General features: G+C 64.6%; 26 protein-coding genes. 15 read left to right on the forward strand and 11 right to left on the reverse strand.

Translation table 11 applies throughout. From position 1 onward, the window contains the following. Nucleotides 1-6: 6 nt before the first annotated feature. From trxA to ZAL01S_RS04140, 4 genes are all read right to left on the reverse strand, one after another. A complete protein-coding gene (gene trxA / locus ZAL01S_RS04125; RefSeq protein WP_066080130.1) occupies nt 7-327 on the reverse strand; it encodes a thioredoxin in 321 nt (106 codons plus the stop codon). A gap of 44 nt (nt 328-371) precedes the next feature. After that, nucleotides 372-1,334 carry a thioredoxin-disulfide reductase gene (trxB, locus tag ZAL01S_RS04130; protein ID WP_066080133.1) on the reverse strand — a complete coding sequence of 321 codons (963 nt, stop codon included), beginning with the start codon at nt 1,332-1,334 and terminating at the stop codon, nt 372-374. A 73-nt stretch (nt 1,335-1,407) separates the two neighbouring features. Beyond that, nucleotides 1,408-3,156 carry a murein biosynthesis integral membrane protein MurJ gene (gene murJ, locus ZAL01S_RS04135; protein ID WP_066080136.1) on the reverse strand — a complete coding sequence of 583 codons (1,749 nt, stop codon included), beginning with the start codon at nt 3,154-3,156 and terminating at the stop codon, nt 1,408-1,410. Between the two features lie 3 nt (nt 3,157-3,159). Continuing rightward, nucleotides 3,160-5,556: a DUF6049 family protein gene (locus tag ZAL01S_RS04140; protein ID WP_159421576.1), complete on the reverse strand. Its 2,397-nt coding sequence runs from the start codon at nt 5,554-5,556 to the stop codon at nt 3,160-3,162. Between the two features lie 210 nt (nt 5,557-5,766). Between ZAL01S_RS04140 and ZAL01S_RS04145 the strand changes: the two genes are divergently transcribed. The 4 genes from ZAL01S_RS04145 (at nt 5,767) to ZAL01S_RS04160 (ending at nt 10,457) form a co-directional block, all read left to right on the forward strand. Beyond that, nucleotides 5,767-7,194, forward strand: coding sequence for a CCA tRNA nucleotidyltransferase (locus ZAL01S_RS04145; protein ID WP_066080142.1), 1,428 nt, complete (start codon nt 5,767-5,769; stop codon nt 7,192-7,194). Further along, nucleotides 7,187-8,068, forward strand: coding sequence for a carbohydrate ABC transporter permease (locus ZAL01S_RS04150; RefSeq protein WP_066080145.1), 882 nt, complete (start codon nt 7,187-7,189; stop codon nt 8,066-8,068). The genes ZAL01S_RS04145 and ZAL01S_RS04150 overlap by 8 nt, the downstream gene beginning before the upstream one ends. Beyond that, nucleotides 8,058-8,888, forward strand: a complete 831-nt coding sequence (locus ZAL01S_RS04155) for a carbohydrate ABC transporter permease (RefSeq protein WP_066080148.1) — start codon at nt 8,058-8,060, stop codon at nt 8,886-8,888. The genes ZAL01S_RS04150 and ZAL01S_RS04155 overlap by 11 nt, the downstream gene beginning before the upstream one ends. Before the next feature lie 231 nt (nt 8,889-9,119). Further along, on the forward strand, nt 9,120-10,457 hold the full coding sequence (locus tag ZAL01S_RS04160; RefSeq protein ID WP_066080153.1) for an ABC transporter substrate-binding protein: 1,338 nt from the start codon (nt 9,120-9,122) through the stop codon (nt 10,455-10,457). A gap of 64 nt (nt 10,458-10,521) precedes the next feature. Here ZAL01S_RS04160 and ZAL01S_RS04165 read toward each other — a convergent pair whose 3' ends face one another. Further along, entirely contained in the window at nt 10,522-11,568 is a 1,047-nt protein-coding gene (locus ZAL01S_RS04165) for a hypothetical protein (protein WP_066080156.1), read from the reverse strand. Between the two features lie 180 nt (nt 11,569-11,748). Next, nucleotides 11,749-12,702: a hypothetical protein gene (locus ZAL01S_RS04170; RefSeq protein WP_066080160.1), complete on the reverse strand. Its 954-nt coding sequence runs from the start codon at nt 12,700-12,702 to the stop codon at nt 11,749-11,751. 279 nt (nt 12,703-12,981) lie between these two features. On the opposite strand from ZAL01S_RS04170, the gene ZAL01S_RS04175 reads away from it, so the two are divergent. From ZAL01S_RS04175 to dnaB, 9 genes are all read left to right on the forward strand, one after another. Continuing rightward, complete coding sequence (locus tag ZAL01S_RS04175; RefSeq protein WP_083523053.1) at nt 12,982-14,340, forward strand: sensor histidine kinase; 1,359 nt, start codon at nt 12,982-12,984, stop codon at nt 14,338-14,340. Then, nucleotides 14,337-15,014 (forward strand): response regulator, encoded by a 678-nt coding sequence (locus ZAL01S_RS04180; protein WP_066080166.1) that lies wholly within the window; start codon nt 14,337-14,339, stop codon nt 15,012-15,014. Before ZAL01S_RS04175 ends, ZAL01S_RS04180 begins: the two co-directional genes overlap by 4 nt. A 215-nt stretch (nt 15,015-15,229) precedes the next feature. After that, nucleotides 15,230-16,087 carry an ABC transporter ATP-binding protein gene (locus ZAL01S_RS04185; RefSeq protein WP_083523054.1) on the forward strand — a complete coding sequence of 286 codons (858 nt, stop codon included), beginning with the start codon at nt 15,230-15,232 and terminating at the stop codon, nt 16,085-16,087. After that, nucleotides 16,084-17,502, forward strand: a complete 1,419-nt coding sequence (locus ZAL01S_RS04190; RefSeq protein WP_066080173.1) for an ABC transporter permease — start codon at nt 16,084-16,086, stop codon at nt 17,500-17,502. Before ZAL01S_RS04185 ends, ZAL01S_RS04190 begins: the two co-directional genes overlap by 4 nt. A gap of 262 nt (nt 17,503-17,764) precedes the next feature. Next, a complete protein-coding gene (gene rpsF / locus ZAL01S_RS04195) occupies nt 17,765-18,169 on the forward strand; it encodes a 30S ribosomal protein S6 (protein ID WP_260104629.1) in 405 nt (134 codons plus the stop codon). 2 nt (nt 18,170-18,171) lie between these two features. Continuing rightward, nucleotides 18,172-18,732, forward strand: a complete 561-nt coding sequence (locus ZAL01S_RS04200; RefSeq protein WP_066080176.1) for a single-stranded DNA-binding protein — start codon at nt 18,172-18,174, stop codon at nt 18,730-18,732. 42 nt (nt 18,733-18,774) lie between these two features. After that, nucleotides 18,775-19,032, forward strand: coding sequence for a 30S ribosomal protein S18 (rpsR, locus tag ZAL01S_RS04205; protein WP_066080179.1), 258 nt, complete (start codon nt 18,775-18,777; stop codon nt 19,030-19,032). An 11-nt stretch (nt 19,033-19,043) separates the two neighbouring features. Further along, a complete protein-coding gene (gene rplI / locus ZAL01S_RS04210) occupies nt 19,044-19,496 on the forward strand; it encodes a 50S ribosomal protein L9 (protein WP_066080182.1) in 453 nt (150 codons plus the stop codon). Between the two features lie 696 nt (nt 19,497-20,192). After that, nucleotides 20,193-21,560, forward strand: coding sequence for a replicative DNA helicase (gene dnaB, locus ZAL01S_RS04215; RefSeq protein WP_066080185.1), 1,368 nt, complete (start codon nt 20,193-20,195; stop codon nt 21,558-21,560). Here dnaB and ZAL01S_RS04220 read toward each other — a convergent pair. From ZAL01S_RS04220 to ZAL01S_RS10270, 5 genes are all read right to left on the reverse strand, one after another. Continuing rightward, nucleotides 21,557-22,447 carry a DUF3592 domain-containing protein gene (locus ZAL01S_RS04220; protein WP_066080188.1) on the reverse strand — a complete coding sequence of 297 codons (891 nt, stop codon included), beginning with the start codon at nt 22,445-22,447 and terminating at the stop codon, nt 21,557-21,559. The genes dnaB and ZAL01S_RS04220 overlap by 4 nt on opposite strands. 40 nt (nt 22,448-22,487) lie before the next feature. Further along, nucleotides 22,488-22,706 (reverse strand): hypothetical protein, encoded by a 219-nt coding sequence (locus ZAL01S_RS04225; protein WP_066080191.1) that lies wholly within the window; start codon nt 22,704-22,706, stop codon nt 22,488-22,490. A gap of 2 nt (nt 22,707-22,708) precedes the next feature. Then, nucleotides 22,709-23,059: a YciI family protein gene (locus tag ZAL01S_RS10260; protein ID WP_066080194.1), complete on the reverse strand. Its 351-nt coding sequence runs from the start codon at nt 23,057-23,059 to the stop codon at nt 22,709-22,711. Nucleotides 23,060-23,192: 133 nt separating this feature from the next. Then, a complete protein-coding gene (locus tag ZAL01S_RS10265; RefSeq protein ID WP_159421577.1) occupies nt 23,193-23,561 on the reverse strand; it encodes a DUF3592 domain-containing protein in 369 nt (122 codons plus the stop codon). A gap of 38 nt (nt 23,562-23,599) precedes the next feature. After that, entirely contained in the window at nt 23,600-24,073 is a 474-nt protein-coding gene (locus tag ZAL01S_RS10270) for a DUF3592 domain-containing protein (RefSeq protein WP_066080200.1), read from the reverse strand. A 141-nt stretch (nt 24,074-24,214) separates the two neighbouring features. Between ZAL01S_RS10270 and ZAL01S_RS10275 the strand changes: the two genes are divergently transcribed. Beyond that, nucleotides 24,215-24,976, forward strand: a complete 762-nt coding sequence (locus ZAL01S_RS10275; RefSeq protein ID WP_066080203.1) for a sulfite exporter TauE/SafE family protein — start codon at nt 24,215-24,217, stop codon at nt 24,974-24,976. Nucleotides 24,977-25,044: 68 nt separating this feature from the next. Continuing rightward, the coding region (locus ZAL01S_RS04250) for a hypothetical protein (RefSeq protein WP_217995464.1) at nt 25,045-25,517 on the forward strand (473 nt) is incomplete at its 3' end.

Genomic DNA, 25,517 nt, shown 5'->3' on the forward strand with positions numbered 1-25,517 from the left:
AGCGGGCTACAGCCAGGCGGCGAAGTCCTGCTCGAGGGCCTGGCGGGGCTTCGCGCCGACAATCTCCTTCACGACCTCGCCGTTGTGGAAGAGCTTGAGGGCGGGGATGGAGGTGATGCGGTACTGCATCGCGAGGTCCTGCTCGGCGTCCACATCCACCTTCGCAACCTTGAGGTTCGGGTGGGCAGCGGCAAGCTCATCGAGCACCGGCGCGACCATGCGGCACGGGCCACACCAGGCAGCCCAGAACTCGACGAGCACGGGACCCTCGGCCTCGAGGACCTCCTGCTGGAAGGTGGCGGCGGTAACAGCAACAGCATTCGACATAGCAACAGTCCTTTCGAAAACGACAGCAGTGGGGTGAGGGAAAACTAGGCGGTAGGGAGATCGTCCACGCGCGAGCGCAGCGACTCGGGGAGGGACGCGAGGTAGTGCTCGGCGTCAAGCGCTGCAACACAGCCAGAACCTGCAGCCGTGATCGCTTGGCGGTAGCTCGGGTCGATGACATCACCCGCCGCAAAGACACCCGTCAGTGACGTCTTCGAGGAGCGGCCATCAACGGCGATCGTGCCGTCAGCAGTGAGCGCGAGCTGATCCTTCACGAGCTCCGTGCGCGGATCGTTGCCGATCGCAACGAACAGGCCCGTCACCGGGAGCTCCGTGGTGTCACCCGAGACGGTGTTGCGCACGCGGATACCGGTCACGTTTTGCTCGCCGAGAACTTCCTCCACGACCGTGTCGAGAAGGAAGTCGATCTTCTCGTTCGACTCGGCACGCTCCCGCATGATCGTGGAGGCGCGAAGGTTCTGCGAACGGTGGATCAGGGTGACCTTTGACGCGAAGCGCGTGAGGAAGGTTGCCTCCTCCATGGCCGAGTCCCCACCGCCGACAACGGCAATGTGCTGGTCCTTGAAGAAGGCGCCATCGCAGGTGGCGCACCAGGAGACGCCTCGACCGGAGAGCATCTCCTCGGAGTCGAGGCCGAGCTTTCGGTACTGCGAACCGGTCGAAACGATGACGGTGAGCGCCTCGAAATCGCCCGAGTAGGCCGTCTTCACGAGCTTCACTTCGCGGTCGAGCTGCACCTCGGTGACGTCGTCGTAGACGATCTCGGCACCGAATCGCTCGGCCTGCTCCTGCATCTTCTGCATGAGGTCGGGGCCGAGCACGCCCTCCGGGAAACCGGGGAAGTTCTCGACGTCCGTGGTGTTCATGAGCTCGCCACCGATCGCGACGCTCGAGGCGATCACGACGGGCTTCAGCCCGGCTCGAGCCGCGTACACAGCGGCAGTGAACCCTGCCGGACCCGAACCGATGATGACGACGTTGCGCATGCTTCCTCCGATGTGTTCCCCGAAGCCAACGCGGGGGCGTGACCAACTATTCCGGATGATCCCGGATGCCGACTTAGCGTTCGCCTCCCGCGGAGGCGGGAGCGGTGAGGGCCGCATCCACGTCATCCGCCGCGACCGACTCTGCGGTCGCGTGCGGGTACGCGAGCACCCACGGGCGAAGCCGCTCGCCGATGCCACCAAGGCGCGACAGCACGGGCCGAATCAGCGTGTCGAGCTCGCGTGACTTCAGTAGACGCAGGCAGACGAAATAGCAGATCGCGACAACGATGCCCCCGATGGCACAGCTGATGATCGCCCCTGAAATGGACGACATGGCGAAGCCCTCCGGGCGGTCCACTCCGAGCATCCACATCACAGCAAGCGTCGGGACCATGGCAATGATGACCGCCACAATTTGCTGCAGGTGAGCGGTGATCTGCCGCTTGAGGTCGATCGGACCAAGACGCTTCCGGAGCATGAGCGTAAGCACCGACACGCGCACGTAGTAGATCAGGGTTTGGGCAACACAGATGCCCACCGCGATGAGCTCAACCGGCAGCGTCGCGCTGATCGCGAGCGCAAAGATGTGAATTGGGGCGGTCGCGAGGAAAGCGAAAAACAGACGTTTTCCGTCCTCGAGCGCGTAGAACATGCGCTGCATGAGGAAAAGCATCGAGAACGCGGGAAGACCGAGCAAGTTCATGCAGAGCATGGCCGCGAGCAGCATCGCCCCACCAAAATCGCTCTCGAAGATGCGTGAAAAGCTCGGCGAGATCACCATGAGGCCACCTGCCGAGAAGACGAGCAAGAGCCCGATGAGTCGCGAGCTCTCCGAGAAGTCCTTCACGAGGCGCGCATGGTCGTTGTCCGCAGCGGCCTCACTCATGCGCGTGAAGTAGGCCGTGGCGATCGAGACCGCGACAATCGAGTGCGGCAGGACGAACATGAGGAAGGCGTTTTGGAGCGCCGACAGCGATGCCGAGGCCCCGAAGGCAAGGTTCGCGACAACAGCCTCGACGACGCCGGTGAGCTGCACGATGAGGAGCATCCCAAACGTCCAACTTGCCATCGCACCGGCACGGCCAAGGCCCACACCCTTGAAATGGAAGTCGGGCTTGTAGGTGAGGCCGATGCGCCTCCAGAAGAACATGAGGATGATCGCCTGGAAGGCGACCGCAATCGTTGTCGTGCAGCCGAGGAAGGCGATCATGTCCGGCGTCCACGCCGAGATGGGGCGCGAACCGCTCGGGTCCGCGCCGTAGATGGCGGCGAAGACGAAGAGCATCGCGATGCTCAGCGCATTGTTGAACACCTGCGCCCAGGTGAAGGGCCCGAACGACCCACGAGCGTTGAGTACTTCACCGAGCAGCGCATAGAGCCCATAGAAGAAGATTTGCGGCAGGCACCAGTAGGCGAAGCCGATGACGAGGCCGAGGCTTTCAAGATCGAGCGACGCACCGTAGATGCGCGCGAGGATCGGTGCCGCCAGGGTCGCGAGCGTCGCGAGCACGGCCAGGATGATGAGGCCGAGCGTCACCAGGCGGTTGATGTACTTCTGTCCGCCGTCCTCATCCTTCGCAGCGCGCACCACCTGCGGGACGAGCACCGCGTTGAGCATGCCGCCAGCCACCACGGCGTAGATCGCACTCGGCAGCGCCATCGCGTTCGCGTAGGCGTCCGCGCTCGCGGAGCCGACCACACCGATCGTCTGCGCGAGGACGATGACGCGCACGAATCCGAGGATGCGCGACACCATCGTGCCGGAAGCGAGCCAGAGACTGGACGCACCAATGCTCTTGACCCGCGTGGTGGTCTTCGCCATGAACTACCTTTCGGTTTCCGAAGGCTCGTCGCTCAGTTCGGCGGCCTCGTCGTGAGGGGCTTCGTCAGCCACCTCAGCATCCTGGGGCTCATCGGCCCCATCTGCAACATTGTTGCCTTCATCGCTGTGCTTAGCGGCGGTGTCGTCGCTCGCGTTGCCGGCGTCGTCCGCGTCGCCGCCGCGGCGACGGCGAATCGTGCGGATCGTGCCCGCAACAAGCAGCACCGCGATCACGGCGAGGATGATGCCGATGCCGACCGCTTCGAGTTCTGCTCGCACGTTCACATTGAGGGACTGCGGGGTAGAAATCTGCTTTCCGTCAGGCGTTTTCAGGATGACATCGCCCGTCGTGAGCCCGTTGCCGATCGCCGTCACGCTCAGGTGTGCACGTGTCATGGATCCCGGCTCGATCGTGATGATCTGCGGTTCACCGGTTTTCAAGAGCGAGGAACGTGGCACAAACTCGACCTGCACTTCAACGCGTCGGGAGCCCACGTTCTGCACGAACACGGGGAGGGCCGCTTCGGTACCAACCAGCTGGATGTCACTCGTCGGCACTACGACGACCGCGTGCTCGCATGAGGCGACGTAGTTCAACACGTTCTGCGTCACGCCGAGCCATTCGCCGCGGTCGCGTCGCCAGCCGCTCGCGAGCGAAGTCGCGAGCGCAGCCTCAACGTCTGCGACGAACTCTTTCGGGTCCTCGTACATGGTGGCGAAGCCGCGAGCCTTGTCGAGGGCCGTCATGAGCTGGTGCACCCGTTCAACACGAACGTGGTCGACATCGCCGGGAAGGATCGAGCCGGACACCGGGTCCTGACCGTTCGCCCTCGGCGCGGTCTCGGCAAAGGGCACCGTGTCCGACCAGGCGAGCTCATCGAGGAGCTTGAGGGTCTTTCCGAGGTATTCGGGATGCGTCGGGACGTTGCGCGGCGTCGCCGTGAGGAGCGTGCGCGGCGACTGCGGCAGTTCGCACGCCGTCACCGCAAGGATCGTGGACATCTCCGCGGCGGCCGCGCTCCAGGCTTCGTCGCTCTCGGCGTTCACGGCGCGGGAGACGGCGCGAGCGAGCGCGTCATCCATGACGCGGGCATCCATGCCCTGAATCGTGGCTGCCGTCGACGGCGTCCAGGGGGACTCCTCATCGAGCGCGACGTTATTGCCATCGAGCAGGACGGTCGTGGCACCTTCGTTGCGCAGGCGCTCGAGGTCGCCATCGCCGAGCGAATTGGCGGCCGGCCAGGCGATGGCATCCATCGTCGCCGTCACCTTGCGCAGTTCCTCGTTCGACGGGAGCGACGGCGAGCCAGCGACCGACGGCGTGGCCTCAGTCGGGGACGTGGACGTTGTGGGTGAGCCGCTCGGGGACGCATTCGGGGTGTCACCCGTTGTGGCGGGCAACGTCTGCTCGCCGTCCGCCGGCGTGAATGCCTCGGGGTCAGCAAGAAGGGAGAGATCTGCGGTGGGGAAGTCCGTCACGCCGCTGTCAGCGAGCAACTCCGTGTCGAGATCAGCGTAGGGGAGGGCGAAGGACTCGTTGGGGAGAGCCTCGAGGCGCTCCAGCCACGCCGCCGCCTCCGGCGGCGCATCCTTGCCGAGCACGCGAATGGACGCGAGCACGCGCGGGTCGATCGCGAGCGCGGCCTTCGTGCCCTCGACCGAATCGAGGACGACATCCAGATCGCCGCCGTCAACCGTGGCGGCGGCAAGCTCCTGTGCGGTGAGGAACGGCGTGCGGCCAAGCGGTGCCGTGATCGGCACGATCGTCGCAACACGGTTCGGGCTCGCCGCCGTACCCGGATTCCAGACGATGCTCGAACGGCCTTCGCGCTGAATCGCGCCCGCCGTGAGATTCGCGCGCAGCGCGTACGGAGCGTAGCCGTTCGCGACGTCAAGACCGAGCGAGGTCGCATCGATCTCGAGCTCCACGCGAGCGGTCGCGCCCGCGGCAAGTTCCCCAACGGGCGCCTCGCCGAGCGAACGCTCCGTGGAGATGCTCTCGCTCGTCTGGCCCTGGGTCCACTCTTCGAGCGCGTAGCGGGTCGTGATCGGCCCATCGCTCAGTGTGAGGGTGATCCGGCCAGCCGGGATCGCTTCACGGCTGCGGTTCACGACATCAACCGTCACCTCGAGCTTGCCGCCGGGAGCGAGTTCGCCGTGGTTCGCCGGTTCGACGAGGACACCGACCTGACCGTCCGGCACGTCCGGATTCGCCGGGACAGCGGCGAGATCGTCCGTGTTTTGGGGTACGGCCAACGAGGGCACCGCAGCTTCGACTGCGGGCGTCGGCATGCCGACGACTCCCGCGGTCAACGTTCCACACGCGAGCGCGGCCGCGGCCGCGCACCTCGCGAACTTGTGCAGGAGCCGACGCACGGAGCGATCGTGGGCCCGGCTCATGCGGTCAGTGTATGACGGGAATCCGCTCAAATCGGGCCCTGGCGCTCGAGAAAGCGCAGATTACGCATCGAGACTGATCTTGGTTGTTCGATCGCGATGAGCTGCAACGACGTGAACATCGGGCCGGACACGGATGCGTGCACCGGTGCGTGACGTTCGTTGTCGGCGGACAATCTGCGCCCGCCAATGCCAGAACCTTAGAATGCCGGAATGCAGAATGTGCAGACGGCGCTTGAGCGGCTCCGCGCCCTCGCGTCGTCCGGGCCGGTCGCAAAGCTTGCGCGCGCCTTCGCAGACGGCGGGAATGAACTCGCGCTCGTTGGCGGCCCCGTGCGCGACGCCTTCCTTGGGCGGGAGGTGCACGACCTTGATTTCACGACGGACGCGCGCCCCGATCGCATCCTCGAACTCGTGAAGCCCATCGCGTCCGCACACTGGGACATTGGCCGTGAGTTCGGCACGATCGGTGCCCGCATCGACGGTGAGACGGTTGAGATCACGACCTACCGCGCGGACGAATACGATGGCGTCTCGCGCAAGCCCGTCGTGGCCTTCGGCGACAGCATTGAGGGCGACCTCTACCGCCGCGACTTCACGGTGAATGCGCTCGCGCTGAGCCTTCCCGAGCTCAAGCTCGTCGACCCGACCGGCGGTATCGAAGACCTCCTCGAGGGGACGCTGCGCACCCCGATCGCGCCCGAAGTTTCCTTCGGTGACGACCCGCTGCGAATGCTCCGCGCCGTCCGCTTCACCTCGCAGCTCGGTTTCCACCTCGACGGGGACGCCTTCCAGGCCGTGTGCGACATGTCGAAGCGCATCCTCGACATCTCCGCTGAGCGCGTCCGCGATGAACTCGTGAAGCTCATGCTCACGGATTTCCCGCGCGCTGGCCTCGAACTGCTCGTCGAGACGGGCCTCGCCGAGCTCGTCCTGCCGGAGCTCCCGGCCCTCCAGCTCGAGCGTGACAGCGGCCACCGCCACAAGGACGTCTACGAGCACTCGATCACGGTGCTCGAGAACGCGATCGAGCTTGAGAAGGACCGCCACGCGGAGGATGCGCCGAACCTCGAGCTGCGCTTCGCCGCGCTCCTCCACGACATCGGCAAGCCCAAGACCCGCCGCTTCCAGCCGGGCGGTGCCGTCACCTTCTACGGCCACGACGTCGTCGGCGCACGCCTCGCGAAGAAGCGCCTCACCGCCCTCCGCTTTGACAACGACCAGATCAAGTCGATCTCGCGCCTCATCGAACTCCACATGCGCGTCTTCAACTACGAGGGCGCCGGATGGACCGACTCCGCCGTTCGCCGCTTCGCGCGCGACGCGGGGCCCGAACTCGAGCGCCTCCTCACCCTCATCCGCTCCGACATCACGACGCAGAACCGCCGCAAGGCCGACCGCCTCCAGTTCGCGATCGACAACCTCGAAGAGCGGATCGCGGCGCTGCGCGAGCAAGAAGAGCTCGGCGCGGTGCGTCCCGACCTCGACGGCGAAGAGATCATGGCGATCCTCGACATCAAGCCGGGCCCGGTCGTCGGTGAAGCCTACCGACTCCTCCTCGAATACCGCCTCGACGAGGGTCCGAAGTCCAAGGACGAAGCCAAGGAGTATCTGCTCCGCTGGTGGAGCGAGCGTGGCTAAGGGATCGAAGCTGCGGGAACGACGCGAGCGGGCAACAGGCTACGCGCTGGTGGCGCCGGCGCTCATCGGCGTGAGCCTCTTCCTCATCATCCCGGTGCTCGTGCTCGCCTGGCTGAGCTTCCAGCACTGGGACCTCTTGAGCCCGATCACGCCGGTTGGTCTCGACAATTGGCAGTCGGTGCTCAGCGACCCGGAGATCTGGCGATCCTTCGGGGTCACCGCACTCTTCGTCCTCGTCGCCATCCCCATCCAGACCGCGCTCGGTATTTGGCTCGCGCGGCTCCTCACGAAGGGACTCCCCGGCTCTGGTCTTGTGCGCACGATCCTCGTGCTCCCGTGGGTGTGCGCGCCGATCGTGCTCGGCATCGTCTGGCGGTGGATCTTCGAGCCCACCGGCGTCATCAACGAACTCGTCGGGCAACGTATCGAATGGCTCACGACCCCCGAGCTCGTCTTCGCGGTGGCCGTGTTCGTGACCGTGTGGACGAAGGTCGGCTACGTCACCCTCTTCTTCATGGCCGGGATGAGCTCGATGCCGAAGCACGTGCTCGAGGCGGCGCGGATGGATGGGGCAACGCCCCTGCAGAGCTTCTGGTTCGTGGAGCTGCCGATGCTGCGCCCCACCCTCTTCTTCGTGCTCGTGACGAGCATCATCGAGGCCTTCCAAACCTTCGACCTCGTGTACTCCCTGGCCCCGAACGGTGGACCGGACGGCGCGAGCGACCTCATCGCCGCACGCATCTACGCGGAGGCGTTCACGGCGAACGACCTGGGCCGCGCAGCCGTCGTGGCGCTCATCCTCTTTGCCGTCCTCGTCGTGATCACCCTCGTGCAGAACCGATACTTCAGCGAGAGGACGAGCTATGACCGCTAAGCGCAGCCTGCTCGGCACGATCGCCACCTACCTCGTGCTCATCACGGCATCCCCGCTCACGCTCGTGCCGTTCCTGCTCTCGCTCAACGTCTCGCTGCTGGAGAAGAAGGCGCTCAACAAGGGTGGCCCGTTCACGCCGGCCATCCCGCCCACTTTTGAGCACTACCAGGACCTCTTCGGGCGCCGCGTCGACTTCGGCGAGGCGATCTGGACGACGGTCGCGGTTGTGGCAATCGTGCTCGTGTGCCAGCTACTCTTCTCGGTGCTCGCCGCGTACGCCTTTGCGAAGCTGCGCTTCCCCGGGCGCGACATCCTGTTCTGGGTGTTCCTCGCTACGCTCATGGTGCCGCAGGCGGTGACCGTGTTGCCGCTCTACTTCATGCTCTCGGAGATGGGGCTCCGCGCGACGTTCTGGGGCCTCGTGCTGCCGTACCTCTTCGGCTCCCCGTACGCGATCTTCCTGCTCAGAGAGTCATTCCGACAGGTGCCGGATGAGCTCATCGACGCGATGCGGATGGATGGCGCGGGGCACCTGCGCATCCTCTTCGGGCTCGTGCTGCCACTCAACCGCCCGATCATGGTGACGCTCGCGCTCATCACCGTTGTCTCGCACTGGAACAACTTCATGTGGCCGCGCATCATCGGCGGCAACAAGGTGCACGTGCTCACGACGGCGACGGCGTCGCTGCAGGAGCAGTACTCGAACAATGTGACGCTCGTGATGGCGGCATCCACGATCGCGCTCATCCCGCTGATCGCGCTCTTCCTTGCGTTCCAGCAGCAGATCGTCCGCTCAATCACCATCACCAGCTTCCGCTAACCACGAGGTGGTCAAGAGCTCGGTACGGCCCTTCGGGCTACTCGATCCGACGGATCTCGATACGCGCTTCGCGCTACTCGATCAGCTCAGCGCAACCGTCACTTTGCGTCACCTGAGTGCCGCGAATCTATGCGCCTGCAAGAATTGGCGGGAAGATATATGCGCCGTCATACGTTTCTCCCCGTGCGTCGAGCTGCAACGGCGCATCCCTCTACGACAGGAACAACCAGCATGAACCTTAGGAAGATTGCCCCCGTCGCCCTCGGCCTGACGGCCCTGTTCGGGCTGACGGCCTGCGCACCGGGCGCCGATCAGGCTGGCTCAGGCGCCTCCGGCGACATCACCCTCCGCCTCTGGGACGAAAAGGCCGCCGAGGCCTACGAGACCTCGATCGAACAGTTCGAGGCCGCCAACCCGGGCATCCACGTGGAAGTCAACGTCGTGCCGTGGGAAGACTACTTCAACACGCTTCGCAACGACGTCGGCTCCGGCTCAGCGGACGACATCTTCTGGCTCAACGGCGCCTACTACGAGGACTACGCCACGAACGGCCACCTCCTCGCCATCGACGAGACGCTCGGTGCCGACGCCCAGAAGGGCTGGAACGAGTCGGTCGTGAAGCAGTACACGAAGGATGACCACCTCTGGGGTGTGCCGCAGCTCACCGACGGCGGCTCGGCCATCTACTACAACGACGAGGCGCTCAAGGCTGCCGGTGTCACGCCGGAAGAGATCTCGAAGGCGACCTGGAACCCGAGCGACCCGACGAAGGACACCTTCCTCCCGATCCTGCAGAAGCTCACGATCGACGCGAACGGCAAGAACGCGCTCGACCCGGCCTTCGACGCCTCGAACATCAAGCAGTACGGCTTCAACGCGGGCCAGGACCTGCAGAACATCATGCTCAACTTCATCGGCTCGAACGGTGGCAGCTTCCAGGACGAGAACGCCAAGCTCACCTTCACCGACCCGAAGACGGTGGAAGCGTTCACGTACCTCGTGAAGCTCATCAACGAGTATCACGTGGCACCGCCAGCCTCCTCGACGAACGACGACGGTGACTTCACGCGTGACGAGTTCCTCGCCGGCAACATCGCCCTCTTCGAGTCGGGCACCTACAACCTCGCAAACGTCCAGGAGGGTGCCTCCTTCACCTGGGGCGTCACGGAGATGCCTGCTGGCCCGGAGGGCAAGGTGACGGCAGCGCCCGGCATTATCGCCGCCGCAAACGCCAACACCAAGAACCCGCAAGCCGTCAAGGCGTTCCTCTCGTGGATCGGTTCGGCTGAGGGCAACAAGGCATTCGGTGAGAGCGGTACGGCAGTGCCGGCCGTCACGGATGCCCGCGCGAGCTACGACTCGTACTGGCAGCAGCAGGGCGTTGACGTGAAGCCTTTCTTCACTGTGATCGAGAACGACGCGAAGACGCTGCCGCCGGTCATCGGCCAGAACTTCGGCGCCATGCTCGACGCCTACAAGCCCTCGCTCAACGACGTCTTCCTTGGCAAGGCCGCCCCTGCCGACGGCCTCAAGCAGGCGGAAGAGAAGGGCAACGCGGCAGCGAAGTAATCCGTTCCCGCAGACGAGTGGGCCCCGCACCAGTTCAGGTGCGGGGCCCACTCGTTGTGTGCGGCTACTTCTTCGTGTTGACGTCGAAGAGCCAGCAGGAGGTGTAGCTGCCGGTGTGGCGCATGACGAGCTGGTCGTCGACCTTGAGCTCGCAGGTGACGTCGCGGAAGTTGTCGGCCCATCCTTCGGCCTTGAATTCCACTTGACCGCGCTCATCGAGCTTGACGTCGGCCGAGTAGGTCCACGGCGACGGCAGGTCCTTCTGCTGCTCCGAGTACAGGTACTTGTCGGCGCCCGAAAGGGTGTTGCTGCCCTCGATGCGGGTCTCGAGCTTGTCCGTCGTCGTGAAGGTGACCTCGATGTTGGCGACACCGTCGGTTACGGTCGGCTGCGTGTACTTAACTTCACCGTTGGGGTCGGCGGATTCCTGGAGCGTGGAGGATGCCTCTTCGCTTGCTTCCGGAGCGGAGCTCTCGTCCGTTGCGCCCTGTTCCTGTCCTTCATTGCTGCCCTCGCCCGATGCGTTTTCGCTGACGGGTTCAGGTGCAGGGTCCGAGTCGATCGGCGCAGCCCTCATCGCGGAGACCGTTGCGATCGGGATCGAGATCACAGCGAGCACGACACCGAGGATCGCCATGAGCTTCTTCGCGCGGAACTTCTTGAGGACGAGCCCGAGGATGCCGCACACGAGTGTGACAAGGCCCGGGATACCAGCCCAGAGCGGCAGGAAGAAGGCCATCACGAGGGTGATGACGCCAAAGATGAGCGAGATGAGGCCGAGGATGTTGAGCCCGGCAGGTTGCGCGGCCTGCGGGGGCTGCTGACCGAACTGCATGGCAGGCGGCTGGGGAACCGCGCCAGGCTGCTGGCCGGGGTGACCAAACTGTCCCGGCTGCTGCGGCTGCCCGAACGTGGGTGCCTGATTCGCTCCGGGCTGCAACGCACCCGGCTGGAACTGCTGCGTCGGGGCAAGGTTCGGCTGCGGAGCGGGTTCTGGGGCTGTGCCAGGCTGGAACTGCTCTCGGGGGAGGCGTTCGGTGCGCTGCTCATCCGCGCCCTGCTCGTTGCGAGCGGAACCGGCCGCGGGGCTGGGGGATTGCTGTTCGTCCATGATGCTCCTCGAGGTGGCGGCTGCGGAAACCATCACACAGCCATGCATCCCTTAGACGCTGTCGCCTGCCGAAAGGTTCCGCATTCGCAGCGGACCGTGCGCTGAAGGATGTGAGGGACAACGAATGTGGGGCCCGTCACGACGACGGACCCCACACGAAGCTGATGCGTTCAGCGAAACTTACTTGCCGACAGCACCCGACCAGCTGCAGTATGCCCAGCTGCCGCCGTTGGTGTCGACGCTCTCACCGTTGACGAGGATCTCGCACTTGGCTTCATCCTTGTAGTCCTCGGTGCTGGCGTTGAGGCTGACGTAGACGTTGGTCGACGGGTCGCTGTAGGGAACCTCGACCGTCTCGGTCCAGTCAGTCTTCTGGTCGTTGGCCGTCTCCGAGATGCTGATGGGCTCGTAGCTCTCAGCGTCGTAGCCGGTGATCGAGTAGTCGATGTCGGTCTTCGACTTCGTCGTGACCTTGAACTCAATGGTTGCGGTGCCAGCCGCGCCGGTGCCCGAGGATGATCCCGTCGTCGAGTACGGGTCGTAGCTGTTGACCGCCTCGTTGACGCTGTTGATGGCCTGGTTCAGGTAGACGAAGCTCATGACAACAGCCACGATCGAGGCGATGACGCTGATCGCGATTGCGGCGATCGAGAGGCCCTTGAGGGCGCGGAACTTCTTCGCGGCGAGGGCAGCGATACCGCAGCCGAGGCCGACGAGGCCCGGGAGCCAGAAGAAGAAGATGCCGCCCGGGATGAAGGCGCAGATGAGTGCGATGGCCGCGGCGACGATCGCGATGATCGCGAGGACCGGGCTCTTCTTCTCGGTGTCAGCGGCGGCGTAGTTGCCGTACTGCTGCTGGGTGGCGTCGTAGCCGCCAGCGGCCGGCTGGTACTCGGTGCCGTAGGCCGGAGCCTGGGCGTCGGTGGCGCCGTACTGCGACTGGTCGAAGCTCTCAGCGCCGTAGCTGTGCTGGGCGTACTCGGGCTGCTGGCCCTCGGCGCCGTACTGCGGTGCTTCACCGTACTGGGGGGCCTCGCCGTACTGCGGGGCTTCGCTACCGGGCTGGCCGTAAGGGCTCGCGCCGTAGGGGGAATTCTGGCCGTCTACGTTGTTCGGCTGCTGCTCGTCTGCCATGTTGGCTCGGCTCCTCAATCCGTGCGTGCAATACCCGGCTGAAAGCCGGCGGGGTACAACTTTACGGGAAGCAGGTAACGCGAACATCACACTTGAGAGCGATGAGAGCAAACAATTGGTGCACGGGGCGAGGTCATTCCCCCGCCGCAAGTTGCAAATTGTGCAGCGGTGGATCGAATGTCATCCATGCGTGAGATGCTGCCGCTCGACAGATCGATTTCGGCTCGGCTCCTTCGCCGGGAAGATGCTCCGCCGTGCCGTCGACCCTAGGCTGAACCCATGCAGAGACGGCGATTGCGGGTGCACGAGTGGATCGTGGACATCCTTGGCGCGCTGTTTCTCGGCCTCATTTCCTGGGCGCCGCTCGACCCGAGCTTCCTTCCTTTTGGGCCGTTTTGGTGGATGTACTGGCCTGCGCTCTTCCTTGCGGTCGCCACTCTGGTCATCCGCCGCTGGAACCCGGGGCTCAGCCTCATCCTTGCGTCACTCTCCGCGATCGCGCAGATGGTCGCGGGCATGCCCCCCTTCTTCATCAACTTCGCGCAACTCTTCGCGGTTGGGGCCTGCGCCGCGTACGGCGGCAAGAAGCTCCGCTGGGTGAGCTTCGGTGCTGCGCTCGCCGGTGCACTCGTCGCCTGCCTCTACACGGCCTTCGCGCTCATACCGGGTGACGTGAGGCAGGATCCCGAGGGGGCTCGACAGACCGCAATCATCTTTGTGGTGAGTGGCGCTGTGTATCTCACTGCGGTCGTGTGCGCGTGGGCACTCGGCTACGTTCGCTACCTCATTGACCGCAGCCGCGAGGCCGAAGTGGCCAAGCGCATTGCCGAGATTGAGGGCGAACACTCCCACAAGCTCGTCGACTCCGAGCGCGAGCGCGGCCGTATTGCGCGTGAGATGCACGACGTCCTCGCGCACTCGCTCGTCGTCATCGCGACCCTCTCGGACGGGGCAAAGTACGTCATCGGCAAGGACGACGAGGACGCGAAACGCACCGTCGCAACGATCGGTGAAGTCTCCCGCGATGCGCTCGCGGATGTGCGGCGCCTCCTCGCTGAGCTCCGTCACGAGCAGGAGGCTGGCCCGGCAGCCACCTTCGACGAGCGCGACTCCCTCTACGAGCGCTTCACTGAACTCGGCCTCACCATCGAGCGGAAGGTCGTTGGGGAGGCGAAGCCGCTCACTCCTGGCGCCTCCCTCGCCGCCTACCGCGTTGTGCAGGAAGGCTTGACGAACGCGCTCCGCCACGGCGATGTTGGTGCCACGGTGCATGTGCTCGAGCGCTGGTCGAGTGCGGGGCTTGAGCTTGAGATCCGCAATCGCTGCGGGGAGAAGAAGGACCACGCGCTGCCGTCAGGCGGGCATGGTTTGAACGGTCTTCGCGAGCGCGTGCTGCTCGAGGCGGGACGATTCGGCGCATCCCGAGCTGGGAACGAATTCTTGCTGTCGGCGGCGATCCCGGTCGGCCAGGCGCAAAACCTCGGCGATCGGCTGCGCGGCACGCATCAGGTCGACACCCCGTGGTCGCTCTCGAGTGGACTTGGCGACCCGCTGCCGGGCCTCGCTCGGCCATCCAGTCCAGCGCAGACAATAGAAAGTGGCATCGATGAGGGTGCCCGAACGACAGGGGAACGATGAGCGAGCGGATCCGGTACGCGATTTGTGATGACCACGGCCTGTTCCGCACGGGCCTCGCGATGATCTTGAAGCACGCGGAGGACCTCGAGCTCGTCGGTGAAGCGCAGAACGGCCGCGAGGCGATCGCGCTCGCGGAACGCGGCGATGTGGACGTCATGCTCATGGACATCCGTATGCCGGACATGGATGGCATCCAGGCGACGCGGGCGATCCGCGAGCGCATGGGGGAGCGTGCGCCCCGCATCCTCGTGCTCACGACGCTTGATTTGGATGAGGCGGTTGAGCGTTCGGTGCGTGCGGGTGCGAGCGGCTTCATTCTGAAGGCGGCCGAACCGGAGCTGCTCGTGGCGGCGATCCGATCGATTCACGCCGGTGGTCGCCTCTTCGCCTCGAACGCGGTCGCGGAGCTGCTCGAGCAGTCGCCGCTTGCGCAGTCGCCGCAGCCGGTGGAGCTGCCAGCCGCCTACCAGACCTTGAGCGAGCGTGAGCGAGACATCTTCATTCTTGCGGCCGCGGGGCTCTCGAATGCTGAGATTGCCGCGAAGGAGTTTGTCTCGGCGGGCACGGTGAAGACGCACATTTCGCACATTCTGCAGAAGCTGTCGCTGCGCGACCGCATTCAGCTCGTCGTCTACGCCTACGAGCATGGCATCATCGAACGCTCCCGCGCGTAGCGCTCATCTCAACTCACGTGCATCAGTGGCTCAGGTCGCAATTTTGACCTCAGGTCGCGCGACCTAGGGTCGCAACTGCGACCTGAGCAGTCCGGTGGCGGCAGCTGGGGGACGACCCCTCTGCCGCGCGGCTGGCGACATTCCCCCGTGGGGGAGAGCGAAACTGGCAGGGGGACGGACGCGGTTGAGGTGCCCCGCTCCATAGCGTGAGAGACATGAACACGCAGCCTGCCCACGCAACCCACCAGCCACCGCACGGAGCTGCCATGCCGGCAGCTGCCGCATCCCACACCACCCCAAACCACACCGCCGCTCGACTGCGCGACGTCGTGAAGCGCTACGGCCAGCCCGGTCGCAACGAAGTCTTCGCGCTCGCGGGCGTCTCGCTCGACATCCCCGAGGGCGAATTCACCGCCATCATGGGCCCCTCCGGCTCCGGCAAGTCCACGCTCATGCACTGCATGGCCGGACTCGACACCCCGACCAGCGGCCTCGTCCAGCTCGGCAACCGCGACATCACCCAGCTCGGCGACAAGGACCTCACCGAACTTCGCCGCCGCGAAATCGGCTTCATCTTCCAGGCCTTCAACCTCATCCCGACCCTCACCGCGAAGGAAAACATCGAGCTTCCCTTCGCACTCGACGGTCGAAAGCCCAGTGCTGACGAACAGCAGTGGATCGGGCAGCTCGCCCAGGTGCTCGGCCTCACCGAACGCCTCGGCCACCGCCCGAACGAACTCTCCGGCGGACAGCAGCAGCGCGTCGCCATCGCCCGCGCCCTCGCGACGCGACCCCGCATCGTCATCGCGGACGAACCCACCGGCAACCTCGACTCCCGCTCAGGTGCCGAAGTGCTCCGCCTGCTGCGCAACGCCGCATCTCAGACCGGCCAGACGATCGTCATGGTGACCCACGACCCCTACGCCGCGTCCATCGCCGACCGCGTCGTCTTCCTCGCCGACGGCAAGATTTCCCGCCAGGAACGTGGTCTTACGCCCCAGCAGATCTCCGAAATCATGCTCCACGACAACGACGTGCAGCCGACCTCCGCAGTGCAGGGAGGTGCACGATGAGCCGCGCACCCTGGCGTGACCACATCGTCACGACCCTTATCGCCTTCGTTTCAACATTCTTTGGCGTCGCCCTCATCCAGGGATCACAGCTCATGGTGGATTTCATCGTTGCTGATGACCCCGAAGCAGCTGGTCTGTTCGGTACTGCAGTGCTTTCGGTAGCAGTGGTCTTCATTGGGATTGGCGCCTACACCGCTGCTGTCGTCACAGCGAACACCTTTTCAACGATTGTTGCTGGACGCGTACGCACCATCGCCCAGTATCGGCTGCTTGGCCAGACCGCTGGCAAGCTTCGTGCCAACCTGGCGGGCGAAGGTTTCGTGGCGGGCCTTGTGGGCACGCTACTCGGATTGGCTAGCGCTCTGGTGACGTATCGCCTGCTGGTGCAAGCAGGTATCGACCGCGAGTTCCTTCCCACGGCTGACAGCGTGAACTACACATGGGTCGCGCCTGCGGTCGCCATTCCCGCGGTGATTTCAGTCTTGACGGTGTGGGTTGCTGCTTATGTGGGATCGCGAGCAGTGTCCAAGGTGTCGCCCGTGCAGGCGCTCTCTGCACACGTCGAGACTCCGGTCGAAGAGCGTCGCAGCAGTGCAGTTCGCAAGATCTCGTTCGGCCTCTTCATGGCTGTTGGCGTTGCGCTCCTGCTTGGCGGATGCGGGCTCGGAGTTGTGTCGCCGATGGGCGTGCTGGTCGCATTCTGGGGTGGAGTGTTCTCGTTCACGGCTGTCGTCATTGGTGCGGTCATGATCGTGCCCCGCCTCTTGGCCCTCATCGGCCGCTGTTTTGGCTCGAGTGCCGCGGTGGTGCTTGCTCGCGGAAATGTCACGCGTGCTCCGCGTGCGGCCACGCGAGCCACGATCGGCATGATTATTGGCGTCGCTCTCATCGTCATGTTCGTGGTGGCACTTGCCACGATGAAGCAGATTGTCTGGATGTACCTGCTTGAGCAAAATGGCGGCCAGGTTCCGGAAGCCGAGAAGATGGTGTTTGATCAGTCGATGATGGCGGTGAACGGTGTCATGGTTTCGCTCACCTGCGTATCAGTTGTTCTCGCCGCGATTGGCATGATCTCTAACCTTGCGCTCGCGGTCATCCAACGTCGTCGTGAACTCGGCTTGCTGCGCGCCGTTGGTGCTACGTCCTCACAGATCCGTTTGATGATCCTCGTCGAGTCTGCTGTGACGTCGATCGTGGCGATCGGTTTTGGGGCGATCCTGGGCATCCTGTATGGGTGGGCTGGGGCGCAATCCACCTTTGGTGCCGTCGTGGGGGGCTTCGCTCTACCCGTCGTGCCATGGGAGCTTCCGGTGACGGTTGCGGCTGCGACGATTACCCTCGCGCTCGTCGCAGCAATCGGCCCCTCCATTCGGGCGACGAAGGTCAGCCCTGTCGAAGCGCTCGCCGTGAGCTAGTCGCCCTGCATCCCTCGCATTCGAGCAAATCTGCGCCAAATGGTTCGTCCTGCCCCACATTGCGGGCAGGACGAACCATTTGGCGCAGAAAAAGGGCAGGACGGTGGACGATACGGCGAGGGACGGGATGAAGGGGTGGCGCGGTGGCGTGTAACCCGGCTAAGCTTTTCAAGTTGCCTGTATCCAGTTCAGGCAGCGATGCAAGAACCCTCCTGCTGCGGACCGTCCGCAGCCGTTCTAGACCGAAGGAGGTGGGTGAACCGTGCATCAGTACGAACTCATGGTCATTCTTGACCCCGAGATCGACGAGCGGACCGTGGCCCCGAGCCTCGACAAGTTCCTTAACGTCATCCGCAACGATGGTGGCACGATCGACAACACCGACATTTGGGGTCGTCGTCGTCTCGCCTACGAGATCAACAAGAAGAGCGAAGGCATCTACGCCGTCGTCAACTTCACCGCAGAGCCGGCCAGCGCCAACGAGCTCGACCGTCAGCTCAAGCTTTCGGAAGCCGTCATGCGCACCAAGGTTCTCCGCGCCGAGGAAGCCATCGCCATGGTTGCCCGCGAAGAGAAGCGCCGCGCTGACAAGACCGCCAAGACCGCAGCACGCTCGACGGCTGGTGCAGCCGCCAAGGTTGCCGCGGCCTCGAAGTCGGAGGCGTAGTCATGGCGGGCGACACGATCATCACGGTGGTGGGTAACCTCACCGCCGACCCGGAGCTGCGATACACGCACAACGGCCTCGCCGTTGCCAACTTCACGATCGCGTCGACGCCCCGCGTCTTCGACCGCCAGTCGAACGAGTGGAAGGACGGCGAAGCGCTGTTCCTCCGCGCATCGGTCTGGCGCGAGTTCGCCGAGCACGTGGCGTCGAGCCTCCAGAAGGGCTCGCGCGTTATTGCGCAGGGCAAGCTCAAGCAGCGCTCGTTCGAGACGAAGGAAGGCGAAAAGCGCACTTCCATCGAGCTCGACATCGAAGAGATTGGCCCGTCGCTCCGCTACGCGACCGCACAGGTGACTCGCTCATCGGGTGGCTCGCGCGGCGACTTCAACGGTGGCGGTCAGCAGCGCTCCTTCGGCGGCCAGCAGCGTGCACCGCAGGCTGCACCCGCGCAGGACGAACCCTGGGGTCAGCCTCAGGGCAACGCAGGCTTCGGCGGCGGTAACACCGCATCTGGTTGGGCAACGCCCGGCCAGACCCCGGATTACGACGAGCCCCCGTTCTAAACGGCCGCTCGATCAAGATTTTCAACACGTTAGGAACAAACAATGGCTGGAAAGGCTAGCGGCGACCGCCGCAAGTCGGGCCGCGGCAAGGGTAAGCCCGCCGCACCGGCAAAGCAGATCCGCGTTGGCGTTATCGACTACAAGGACGTCGCGACGCTTCGCAAGTTCATCTCGGAGCGCGGCAAGATCCGCGCCCGCCGTATCACCGGCGTCTCCGTTCAGGAGCAGCGCCTCATCGCCCGTGCGGTGAAGAACGCCCGCGAGATGGCGCTTCTCCCCTACGCCGGCTCGGGCCGTTAAGGAGGCGCAACATGGCAAAGGTCATTCTTACCCACGAAGTGACGGGTCTCGGTGTTGCCGGTGACGTCGTCGAGGTGAAGAACGGGTACGCCCGTAACTTCCTCGTTCCCAAGGGCTTTGCAGTCAACTGGACTCGCGGTGGCGAGCTCCAGGTTGAGCAGCTCAAGAAGGGCCGCGAGGCTCGCGCTCTCAAGTCGGCCGAGGAAGCTCAGGCCCTCAAGGAGAGCCTCGAGGCTGCCCTCATCAAGATCCAGGTGAAGTCGGGTGCCGAAGGCCGCCTCTTCGGTTCGGTTCGCACGCAGGATGTTGCGGACGCGATCGCTGAGCAGGGTCTTGGCACCATCGACAAGCGCGCCGTCCAGTTCCCGGCTCCGATCAAGACGATCGGCACGCACGAGGCTGTTGTCCGTCTCCACGAGGACATTTCGGCAACGCTTAAGCTTCAGGTCATCACCCAGCGCTAGTTCGCGCTCGGGGCTCGGGTGCGCATGCGCCTGAGCTGACTGGGATTCGGCCCCTTCCGCTGTGCGCGGGAGGGGCCGAATTGTGTGTTTGGGGGAGTGTTGGGGCGGCTGTTCGGTGGGTGTTGGGGCGGTTTGGAGTTGGGCCTGGATGGGGTCGCGCGCAGGAGGCGATGTGCGGGACGAAACGAGAACGCGGGGGTGTGCTGGTTCGCAACTTCGCGCTGTCGCCGAAGGCGCCAAAATGAGGGCCTGTGATCGGGCATTTTTCTCGTGGCTGAGTGCTGACTGAGACGGAAAGATTTCCACAGAAATGTTCGTCGGTGGTCGGATCTTTCAACCTTCAAGTTCCACTTCACACAGATTTTGTCCACAGCGTGTGGTTTTGGGAAAGTGCTGGTCATGTGGTGATTACGTGTTGTCGGTGGCGAAGGTCCTTCACAGTTATCCCCAAGTGCTCAACAGGGGAGTGGAAACACGCCGGGAATTTTGCACAGAGTTATCCACAGACCGATTCGTGGCTGCTGCGGAAGGCGGTACGGTTGTGCGAGTCTCGCGCGCGAAGCCCTCATCCGGGGTCCGTCTTGGCCCTTCGGGAGGGCGCTCAAGGTCCATCCCCATCGCCGGAAAATCGAATGTCGGTGGTCCCTGAGACACTCGATCGCGAGCACAGCAACATCCACATCGAAAGGCACGAGCATGGCGATCACCGAGCGCGAGGAGGCACTGAGCGAGCCGCGCGACGCTATGCGCACGCCGCCGCACGACTTGCTCGCTGAGCAGTCGACGATCGGCGGCATGCTCCTCTCGAAGGATGCTGTGGCCGATGTCGTCGAGATCGTCCGCTCGGTCGACTTCTACATCCCGAAGCACGAGATCATTTTCGACGCCATCCACACGCTCTACGCGAATGGTGAGCCGAACGACGTCATCGCCGTCACCGACCAGCTCACGAAGACGGGCGACCTCCAGCGTGCGGGCGGTGCGGAATACCTCCACACGCTCGCCGGCATTGTGCCGACCGCCGCCAACGCTGGCTACTACGCGCAGATCGTCGTCGAAAAAGCCGTCCTGCGGCGCCTCGTCGAGGCCGGCACCCGCATCGTGCAGATGGGGTACCAGGGTGAGGGCGAAGTCGTCGACCTCGTGAACAACGCTCAGGCAGAGATTTACGGCATCACCGGTGGCGTTGAGTCCGAAGACTTCGTGCCCCTCTCGGACGCCCTCTCCGCCGCTGCTGATGAAATCGATGCGGCACAGAACCGCGACGGCTCGCTCACGGGTGTCCCTACCGGCTTTGCCGACCTCGACCGTCTCACGAATGGCCTCCACGGCGGCCAGCTCATCATCGTTGCGGCTCGACCTGGTCTCGGTAAGTCAACGCTTGCGCTCGACTTCTGCCGTTCCGCGTCGATCAAGCACGACATGCCTTCGATCTTCTTCTCGCTCGAAATGGGTCGCGCCGAGATTGCAATGCGTCTCATGTCGGCCGAGGCGGGCGTCCTGCTCCAACGCATGCGCACCGGCGGTCTCAACGATGACGACCTCAAGGCGATCGCGCGGATCCGCGGCGATATCGCTGGCGCACCGCTCTACATCGATGATTCTCCGAACATGACCCTCGTCGAGATTCGCTCGAAGTGTCGTCGTCTCAAGCAGAAGTCTGGGCTGGAGCTCGTGGTCATCGACTACCTGCAGCTCATGACCAGCGGGAAGCGTGTGGAGTCTCGCCAGCAAGAAGTCTCGGAGTTCTCTCGTGCCTTGAAGCTGCTTGCAAAGGAGCTTGAGGTGCCGGTGATTGCACTCTCGCAGCTGAACCGAAAATCAGAGGATCGCGCCGACAAGCGCCCGGCAATTAGTGACCTGCGTGAGTCTGGTTCGCTCGAGCAGGATGCCGATATGGTCATCCTGCTGCACCGTGAGGCTGCCTACGAGAAAGATCACCCCCGCGAGGGCGAAGCCGACTTCATTGTCGCCAAGCATCGTAACGGCCCCACCGACACCATCCCCGTCGCGTTCCAGGGCCACCTCTCCCGCTTCGCCGACCTCGCGCCGTCGGGCTTCTAGCGCCCTGTGCCAACAGGCGGGGCAGCGGGACGGCGCTTGGGCGCATTCGCGTCAGTGAACGCTGCATCGAGATCGAGCGCAAAATGCGTGGGATCCTGCCGATTCACGCGCACCACAAACGGCCGGCCATCGCCATAGCCCGTGATCGTCCAACGGTTGATGGGTTGGCCCACGACGCGCCGCCCATCGGGCAGCACAAAGGTGACGACCCAATACACCCAGTACGGGCGCGAGCGGAAACCGGCAGGATGCGCGCGACGGCATCGCATGGACCCCACTGAGGTGGCACGCCGCCACGCGAGTTGCCCGGAAGGGATAGCACCCTTCGCTCGTGAGATCTGTTCGATGACGACGACGAAGATGCAGCCGAGGGCACACGTGATGAGGACCATCATGAAAACAATGGCGCTCTCTGTGAACAGATCGAGGCCACGAGCGACCACGCGCAGCTCGGCGGCGACGAGGTACACAATCACGGCTCCGGCCAGCACGAACGCACTCACGACGAAGTACGCCCATTGCGCTCGCAGACCCCACCACACCGTGTGTTGTTCGGCAAACGAAGTCTCCGCAGCGTTGGCTGGGTTCACGAGGATCGGCCACGTGCTGTCCGTCACGAAGGCATTGATGAGCGGCGGATCCAGGGGTGTCACGTGTCGCACACGGCCCAGCGGGTCCGAAAGCTCAACGACCGGGTGAGCGACCGGATCCAGCCGGTGATTCCCGGGACCCTTGGGCACAAAGTCAACGATGCGCCCTGTCGTCCGATGCCAACTCTCCGTGCGTTCCCGAATCCGTTTCGTCCGCGCCCGGAATGGTTGGAAGTACCACACGGCAGCGAGCGCTGCGCCGAGCGCACCAGCAGCGAGGACGATCGCGGCAACCATCTAGCGCTCCCTTCACGACGGCCTATCTTGCTGAGAGTCGTCAGCTGGGCCGAATGTTCCGAGGAGACTGCTGCTCGCCTGAGCTGCTGTCCTCGCTCGGCGGCAGCGTCATCTCGTAGAGCATCTGGCCGAAACCGTCGCGGCGGGTCTGCTCTGCGACGAGCCACTGGATGTGGCGCTCCACCGTGTGGCCGTGCTTCGTGGCCTGCTGCTCGAGACGCTCCGCAAGGTCCGCGTCGAGTTCAATCTGCTGCTTCATGCTCATGCTCCCTGCATCTGGCAAAGTTCAATGGTCTGGCCGCACGCCTCGGCTGCGGCACTCGCAAGCTCACGCGCCTCTTCCTCATCCTCGGCGCGTTTCACCCAGAACCCGCCGAGCTGCCAGCCCTCCGCATTGATCGGGCCAGACTCAGCGCCATCCTTCGTGACGATGGTCGCCTGCTCCGGAGCGACGAGACCGCAGGCATACACGAAGCGGTCCTCATCCATGAGGTGCTGGTTGAATGCGCCGACCTTCCCGAACGCCTCCTGAATGGCATCCGCATCGTCATAGGCCGCTTCGGCAGCATGCACGCCGGGCTGGTGGTGGACAGCGAGGAGGAACTCAGCCATGACGGCTCCTTCGAATCGGTCTGCGCTGGCGGCAGACGCTGACACGATCGTACGCCGAAGGATGCCGTTATCCCGCACCAAGCGCGGCCGCAGTGTCGCCTGGCCGTGCCGCCTCGCTTGCGGCCTGCCGCTGCTAGATGCGGCGCACGTGCAGCGGATTGTTCGCGGTGTAGCGAATCTTCGTCCGATGGCCCGTGCCGTACAGGCCCCAGTCGATCGTCGTGCTGGACTCCGCCACCACGCGGCGGCCATCCATCGTGACGAACTCGACGACTGGATAGCTCACGGAGTGTTCATTCAAACCCTTCCGATGCACCCAGTCCACGACCACCGCTTCCGTCTCGACCCAGCGAGATGGGCCCGCAACACCCTTGGTGACGGTGAGCTCATATGCCCGTTTGCGGCGCTTCTCCTTCATCACTTCCCAGATGTAGATGATGTTGAGCGCAAATGTCACGATGAACATCACGAGCATGCCGCTGCCACCGATATACGTGAGCACGGTCGGAGCTGTCGAGCTCCCCGATCGGTTCGGTGCGATCAACGAGAACAACCACGACGACCCCGATGCGCCAAGAAGAGCAACACGCACGCGACCAACCAGCACCACATCGCCTGCAGAAAACGCTTCGTGAGCGAGACATTCTGCGGGATGGCCACTTGGTACGGGTCATTCGGATTCACGAGAACCAGGAGGTCCTGGCCCTTGAGCATGTGCGTCGGGGCGTAATCTGGGATGATCTGCCGGATGTGTGGCTGGATGTGCGCCGCGCGGCTCGCGATGGCATCCGGGCGGGCGTACTCGACAATCGGGCGGAGCTGGTTGGAGCCGTTCGGGCGCTCAAAGTCGACGACGCTGTGCTGATACTTCCACTCTGCACGGCGCCGACGCTCATGTTGCACATCCGGGAGTGCGATGAGCGCCCGAACAACGTGCACGATGCCGGCGACTGTAAAGACAAACGATCCGAGCATGAGCGGACCACTCATCACGGCGTCAGTCAATTGATCCATATCGTTCCTCTCTCGTGCCGGGTCGAGGCTACGGGGGGGAGGGACGCCGCGCGGCATCCTGCTCAGCCAGGACTCGTGATGCGTCAGATTGGTGAGCTTCCACCGTGCGCGGATAGCATCGGGCTGCGAGAGGAGGCGAGGATGCCGGAGCTGTGGATCATGGCGCTTGCCGCTGTCGCGGTCATCACGGGCACGACACTGCAGCGCGTGTCCGGGGCTGGCGTCGGGCTCGTCGTCTCGCCCGTGTTTGTGCTGCTCTTTGGCGGGGCTGCCGGCGTCATGGCATCCAATATGACGACCCTCATTTCGGCGAGCGTGCTGCTTGTTGCCGTTCGGCGCGAGGTGAACTGGTCGAAGGCGGGGAAGATCCTCGCGGGGGCCTTCCCCGGCGCGATGATCGGGGCGCTGTGCGTGCTGTGGCTGCCGAGCGCGTGGCTGGCGATCGTGATCGGGTGCATCGTGCTTGCAGCAGTGCTCGTGACGCGATTCACGCCGGAGCTTCCGCACTGGGACAACGGCGCAGCGCTCGGCATGACCTCGGTCATCGCTGGCGCCTTCAACACGACCGCAGGCGTGGCCGCCCCCGCGCTCATCGTCTACTCGCGGCTCTCGCGCTGGGACATGCACGAAATGCGGGCGACGTTCCAGCCGCTGTTCCTTGGGATGGCGATCATGTCGCTCGTATTCAAGTCGGCGCTTGGCGCGACTGGCTTCGCGGAGCCGCCGGTGTGGATCCTGCTTGTGGTGCCGATCCCGGTACTGCTTGGCTTGCTGCTTGGGACGAAGCTGGCGGCCCGAGTGACGAAGGAGCGTGCGCAGCAGCTCTCGCTGACGCTCGCCGGAGTCGGTGGCGTCGGGGCGATCGGGCGCGGTGTATTGGGGCTGATGGGAGCGGGCGCCTGATGGCTGGAGTCTCGGGGCGTTTGCACCGGAGCCGGCGGCGGGCGGATGTTGCTGCGGCGCGTGCCGGAGTGGCTGGGCCTGGCGTTGATGCAGGGGAGGCGCTTGCCGGGAGTGCGGAGGACGCCGTGGATGCTGGCCCGGAGCTGCTCGTCGCCACCGATGCGTCGGTGCGTGACGGTGCGGGGTGCGCGGCATGGGTTGACGAGTGCGGGAGGCATGAGGTTGCTGCGGCACCGTCGGACGTGGTGGCGGCAGAGCTGACCGCGGTGGCGCTTGCGCTCCGGGCTGTTGCAACGCGGTCGCGTGCCGGCGAGCTCGCCACGCCGCCCACTGCCGCGCGTGACCTCGGCGCGACGGATGCGCGTGACGCGGCACCCGCCCGGTCAGCTCCTGGTGCTGTCGCCGGTACCGGTGGTGCCGCTGGTGCGGCGAGCTGTGTGCGGCTGCTCGTCGACAGCAAGCCGGCGCTCGACCTCATCCGGCGCGCGCAGAGCCAAGGGCGGCCAGCGCCAGAGCCGCTGCGAGCCGCGCTCGCGGCGGT

The sequence above is a fragment of the [Zimmermannella] alba NBRC 15616 genome (genome assembly GCF_001570905.1).
In the GTDB taxonomy this organism is placed as follows: Bacteria; Actinomycetota; Actinomycetes; order Actinomycetales; family Microbacteriaceae; genus Pseudoclavibacter; species Pseudoclavibacter albus.

Coding starts and splice junctions, on each gene's coding strand:
- ZAL01S_RS04155 (WP_066080148.1), top strand. CDS start 8,058: ATGACCGCTAAGCGCAGCCTGCTCGGCACGATCGCCACCTACCTCGTG.
- rpsR (WP_066080179.1), top strand. CDS start 18,775: ATGGCTGGAAAGGCTAGCGGCGACCGCCGCAAGTCGGGCCGCGGCAAG.
- ZAL01S_RS04140 (WP_159421576.1), bottom strand. CDS start 5,556: ATGAGCCGGGCCCACGATCGCTCCGTGCGTCGGCTCCTGCACAAGTTC.
- ZAL01S_RS04200 (WP_066080176.1), top strand. CDS start 18,172: ATGGCGGGCGACACGATCATCACGGTGGTGGGTAACCTCACCGCCGAC.
- ZAL01S_RS10275 (WP_066080203.1), top strand. CDS start 24,215: ATGCCGGAGCTGTGGATCATGGCGCTTGCCGCTGTCGCGGTCATCACG.
- ZAL01S_RS04180 (WP_066080166.1), top strand. CDS start 14,337: ATGAGCGAGCGGATCCGGTACGCGATTTGTGATGACCACGGCCTGTTC.
- ZAL01S_RS10270 (WP_066080200.1), bottom strand. CDS start 24,073: ATGGATCAATTGACTGACGCCGTGATGAGTGGTCCGCTCATGCTCGGA.
- trxA (WP_066080130.1), bottom strand. CDS start 327: ATGTCGAATGCTGTTGCTGTTACCGCCGCCACCTTCCAGCAGGAGGTC.
- trxB (WP_066080133.1), bottom strand. CDS start 1,334: ATGCGCAACGTCGTCATCATCGGTTCGGGTCCGGCAGGGTTCACTGCC.
- dnaB (WP_066080185.1), top strand. CDS start 20,193: ATGGCGATCACCGAGCGCGAGGAGGCACTGAGCGAGCCGCGCGACGCT.
- murJ (WP_066080136.1), bottom strand. CDS start 3,156: ATGGCGAAGACCACCACGCGGGTCAAGAGCATTGGTGCGTCCAGTCTC.
- ZAL01S_RS04185 (WP_083523054.1), top strand. CDS start 15,230: ATGAACACGCAGCCTGCCCACGCAACCCACCAGCCACCGCACGGAGCT.
- ZAL01S_RS04225 (WP_066080191.1), bottom strand. CDS start 22,706: ATGAAGCAGCAGATTGAACTCGACGCGGACCTTGCGGAGCGTCTCGAG.
- ZAL01S_RS04175 (WP_083523053.1), top strand. CDS start 12,982: ATGCAGAGACGGCGATTGCGGGTGCACGAGTGGATCGTGGACATCCTT.
- ZAL01S_RS04165 (WP_066080156.1), bottom strand. CDS start 11,568: ATGGACGAACAGCAATCCCCCAGCCCCGCGGCCGGTTCCGCTCGCAAC.
- ZAL01S_RS04190 (WP_066080173.1), top strand. CDS start 16,084: ATGAGCCGCGCACCCTGGCGTGACCACATCGTCACGACCCTTATCGCC.
- rplI (WP_066080182.1), top strand. CDS start 19,044: ATGGCAAAGGTCATTCTTACCCACGAAGTGACGGGTCTCGGTGTTGCC.
- ZAL01S_RS10260 (WP_066080194.1), bottom strand. CDS start 23,059: ATGGCTGAGTTCCTCCTCGCTGTCCACCACCAGCCCGGCGTGCATGCT.
- ZAL01S_RS04145 (WP_066080142.1), top strand. CDS start 5,767: ATGCAGAATGTGCAGACGGCGCTTGAGCGGCTCCGCGCCCTCGCGTCG.
- ZAL01S_RS04220 (WP_066080188.1), bottom strand. CDS start 22,447: ATGGTTGCCGCGATCGTCCTCGCTGCTGGTGCGCTCGGCGCAGCGCTC.
- ZAL01S_RS04170 (WP_066080160.1), bottom strand. CDS start 12,702: ATGGCAGACGAGCAGCAGCCGAACAACGTAGACGGCCAGAATTCCCCC.
- ZAL01S_RS04160 (WP_066080153.1), top strand. CDS start 9,120: ATGAACCTTAGGAAGATTGCCCCCGTCGCCCTCGGCCTGACGGCCCTG.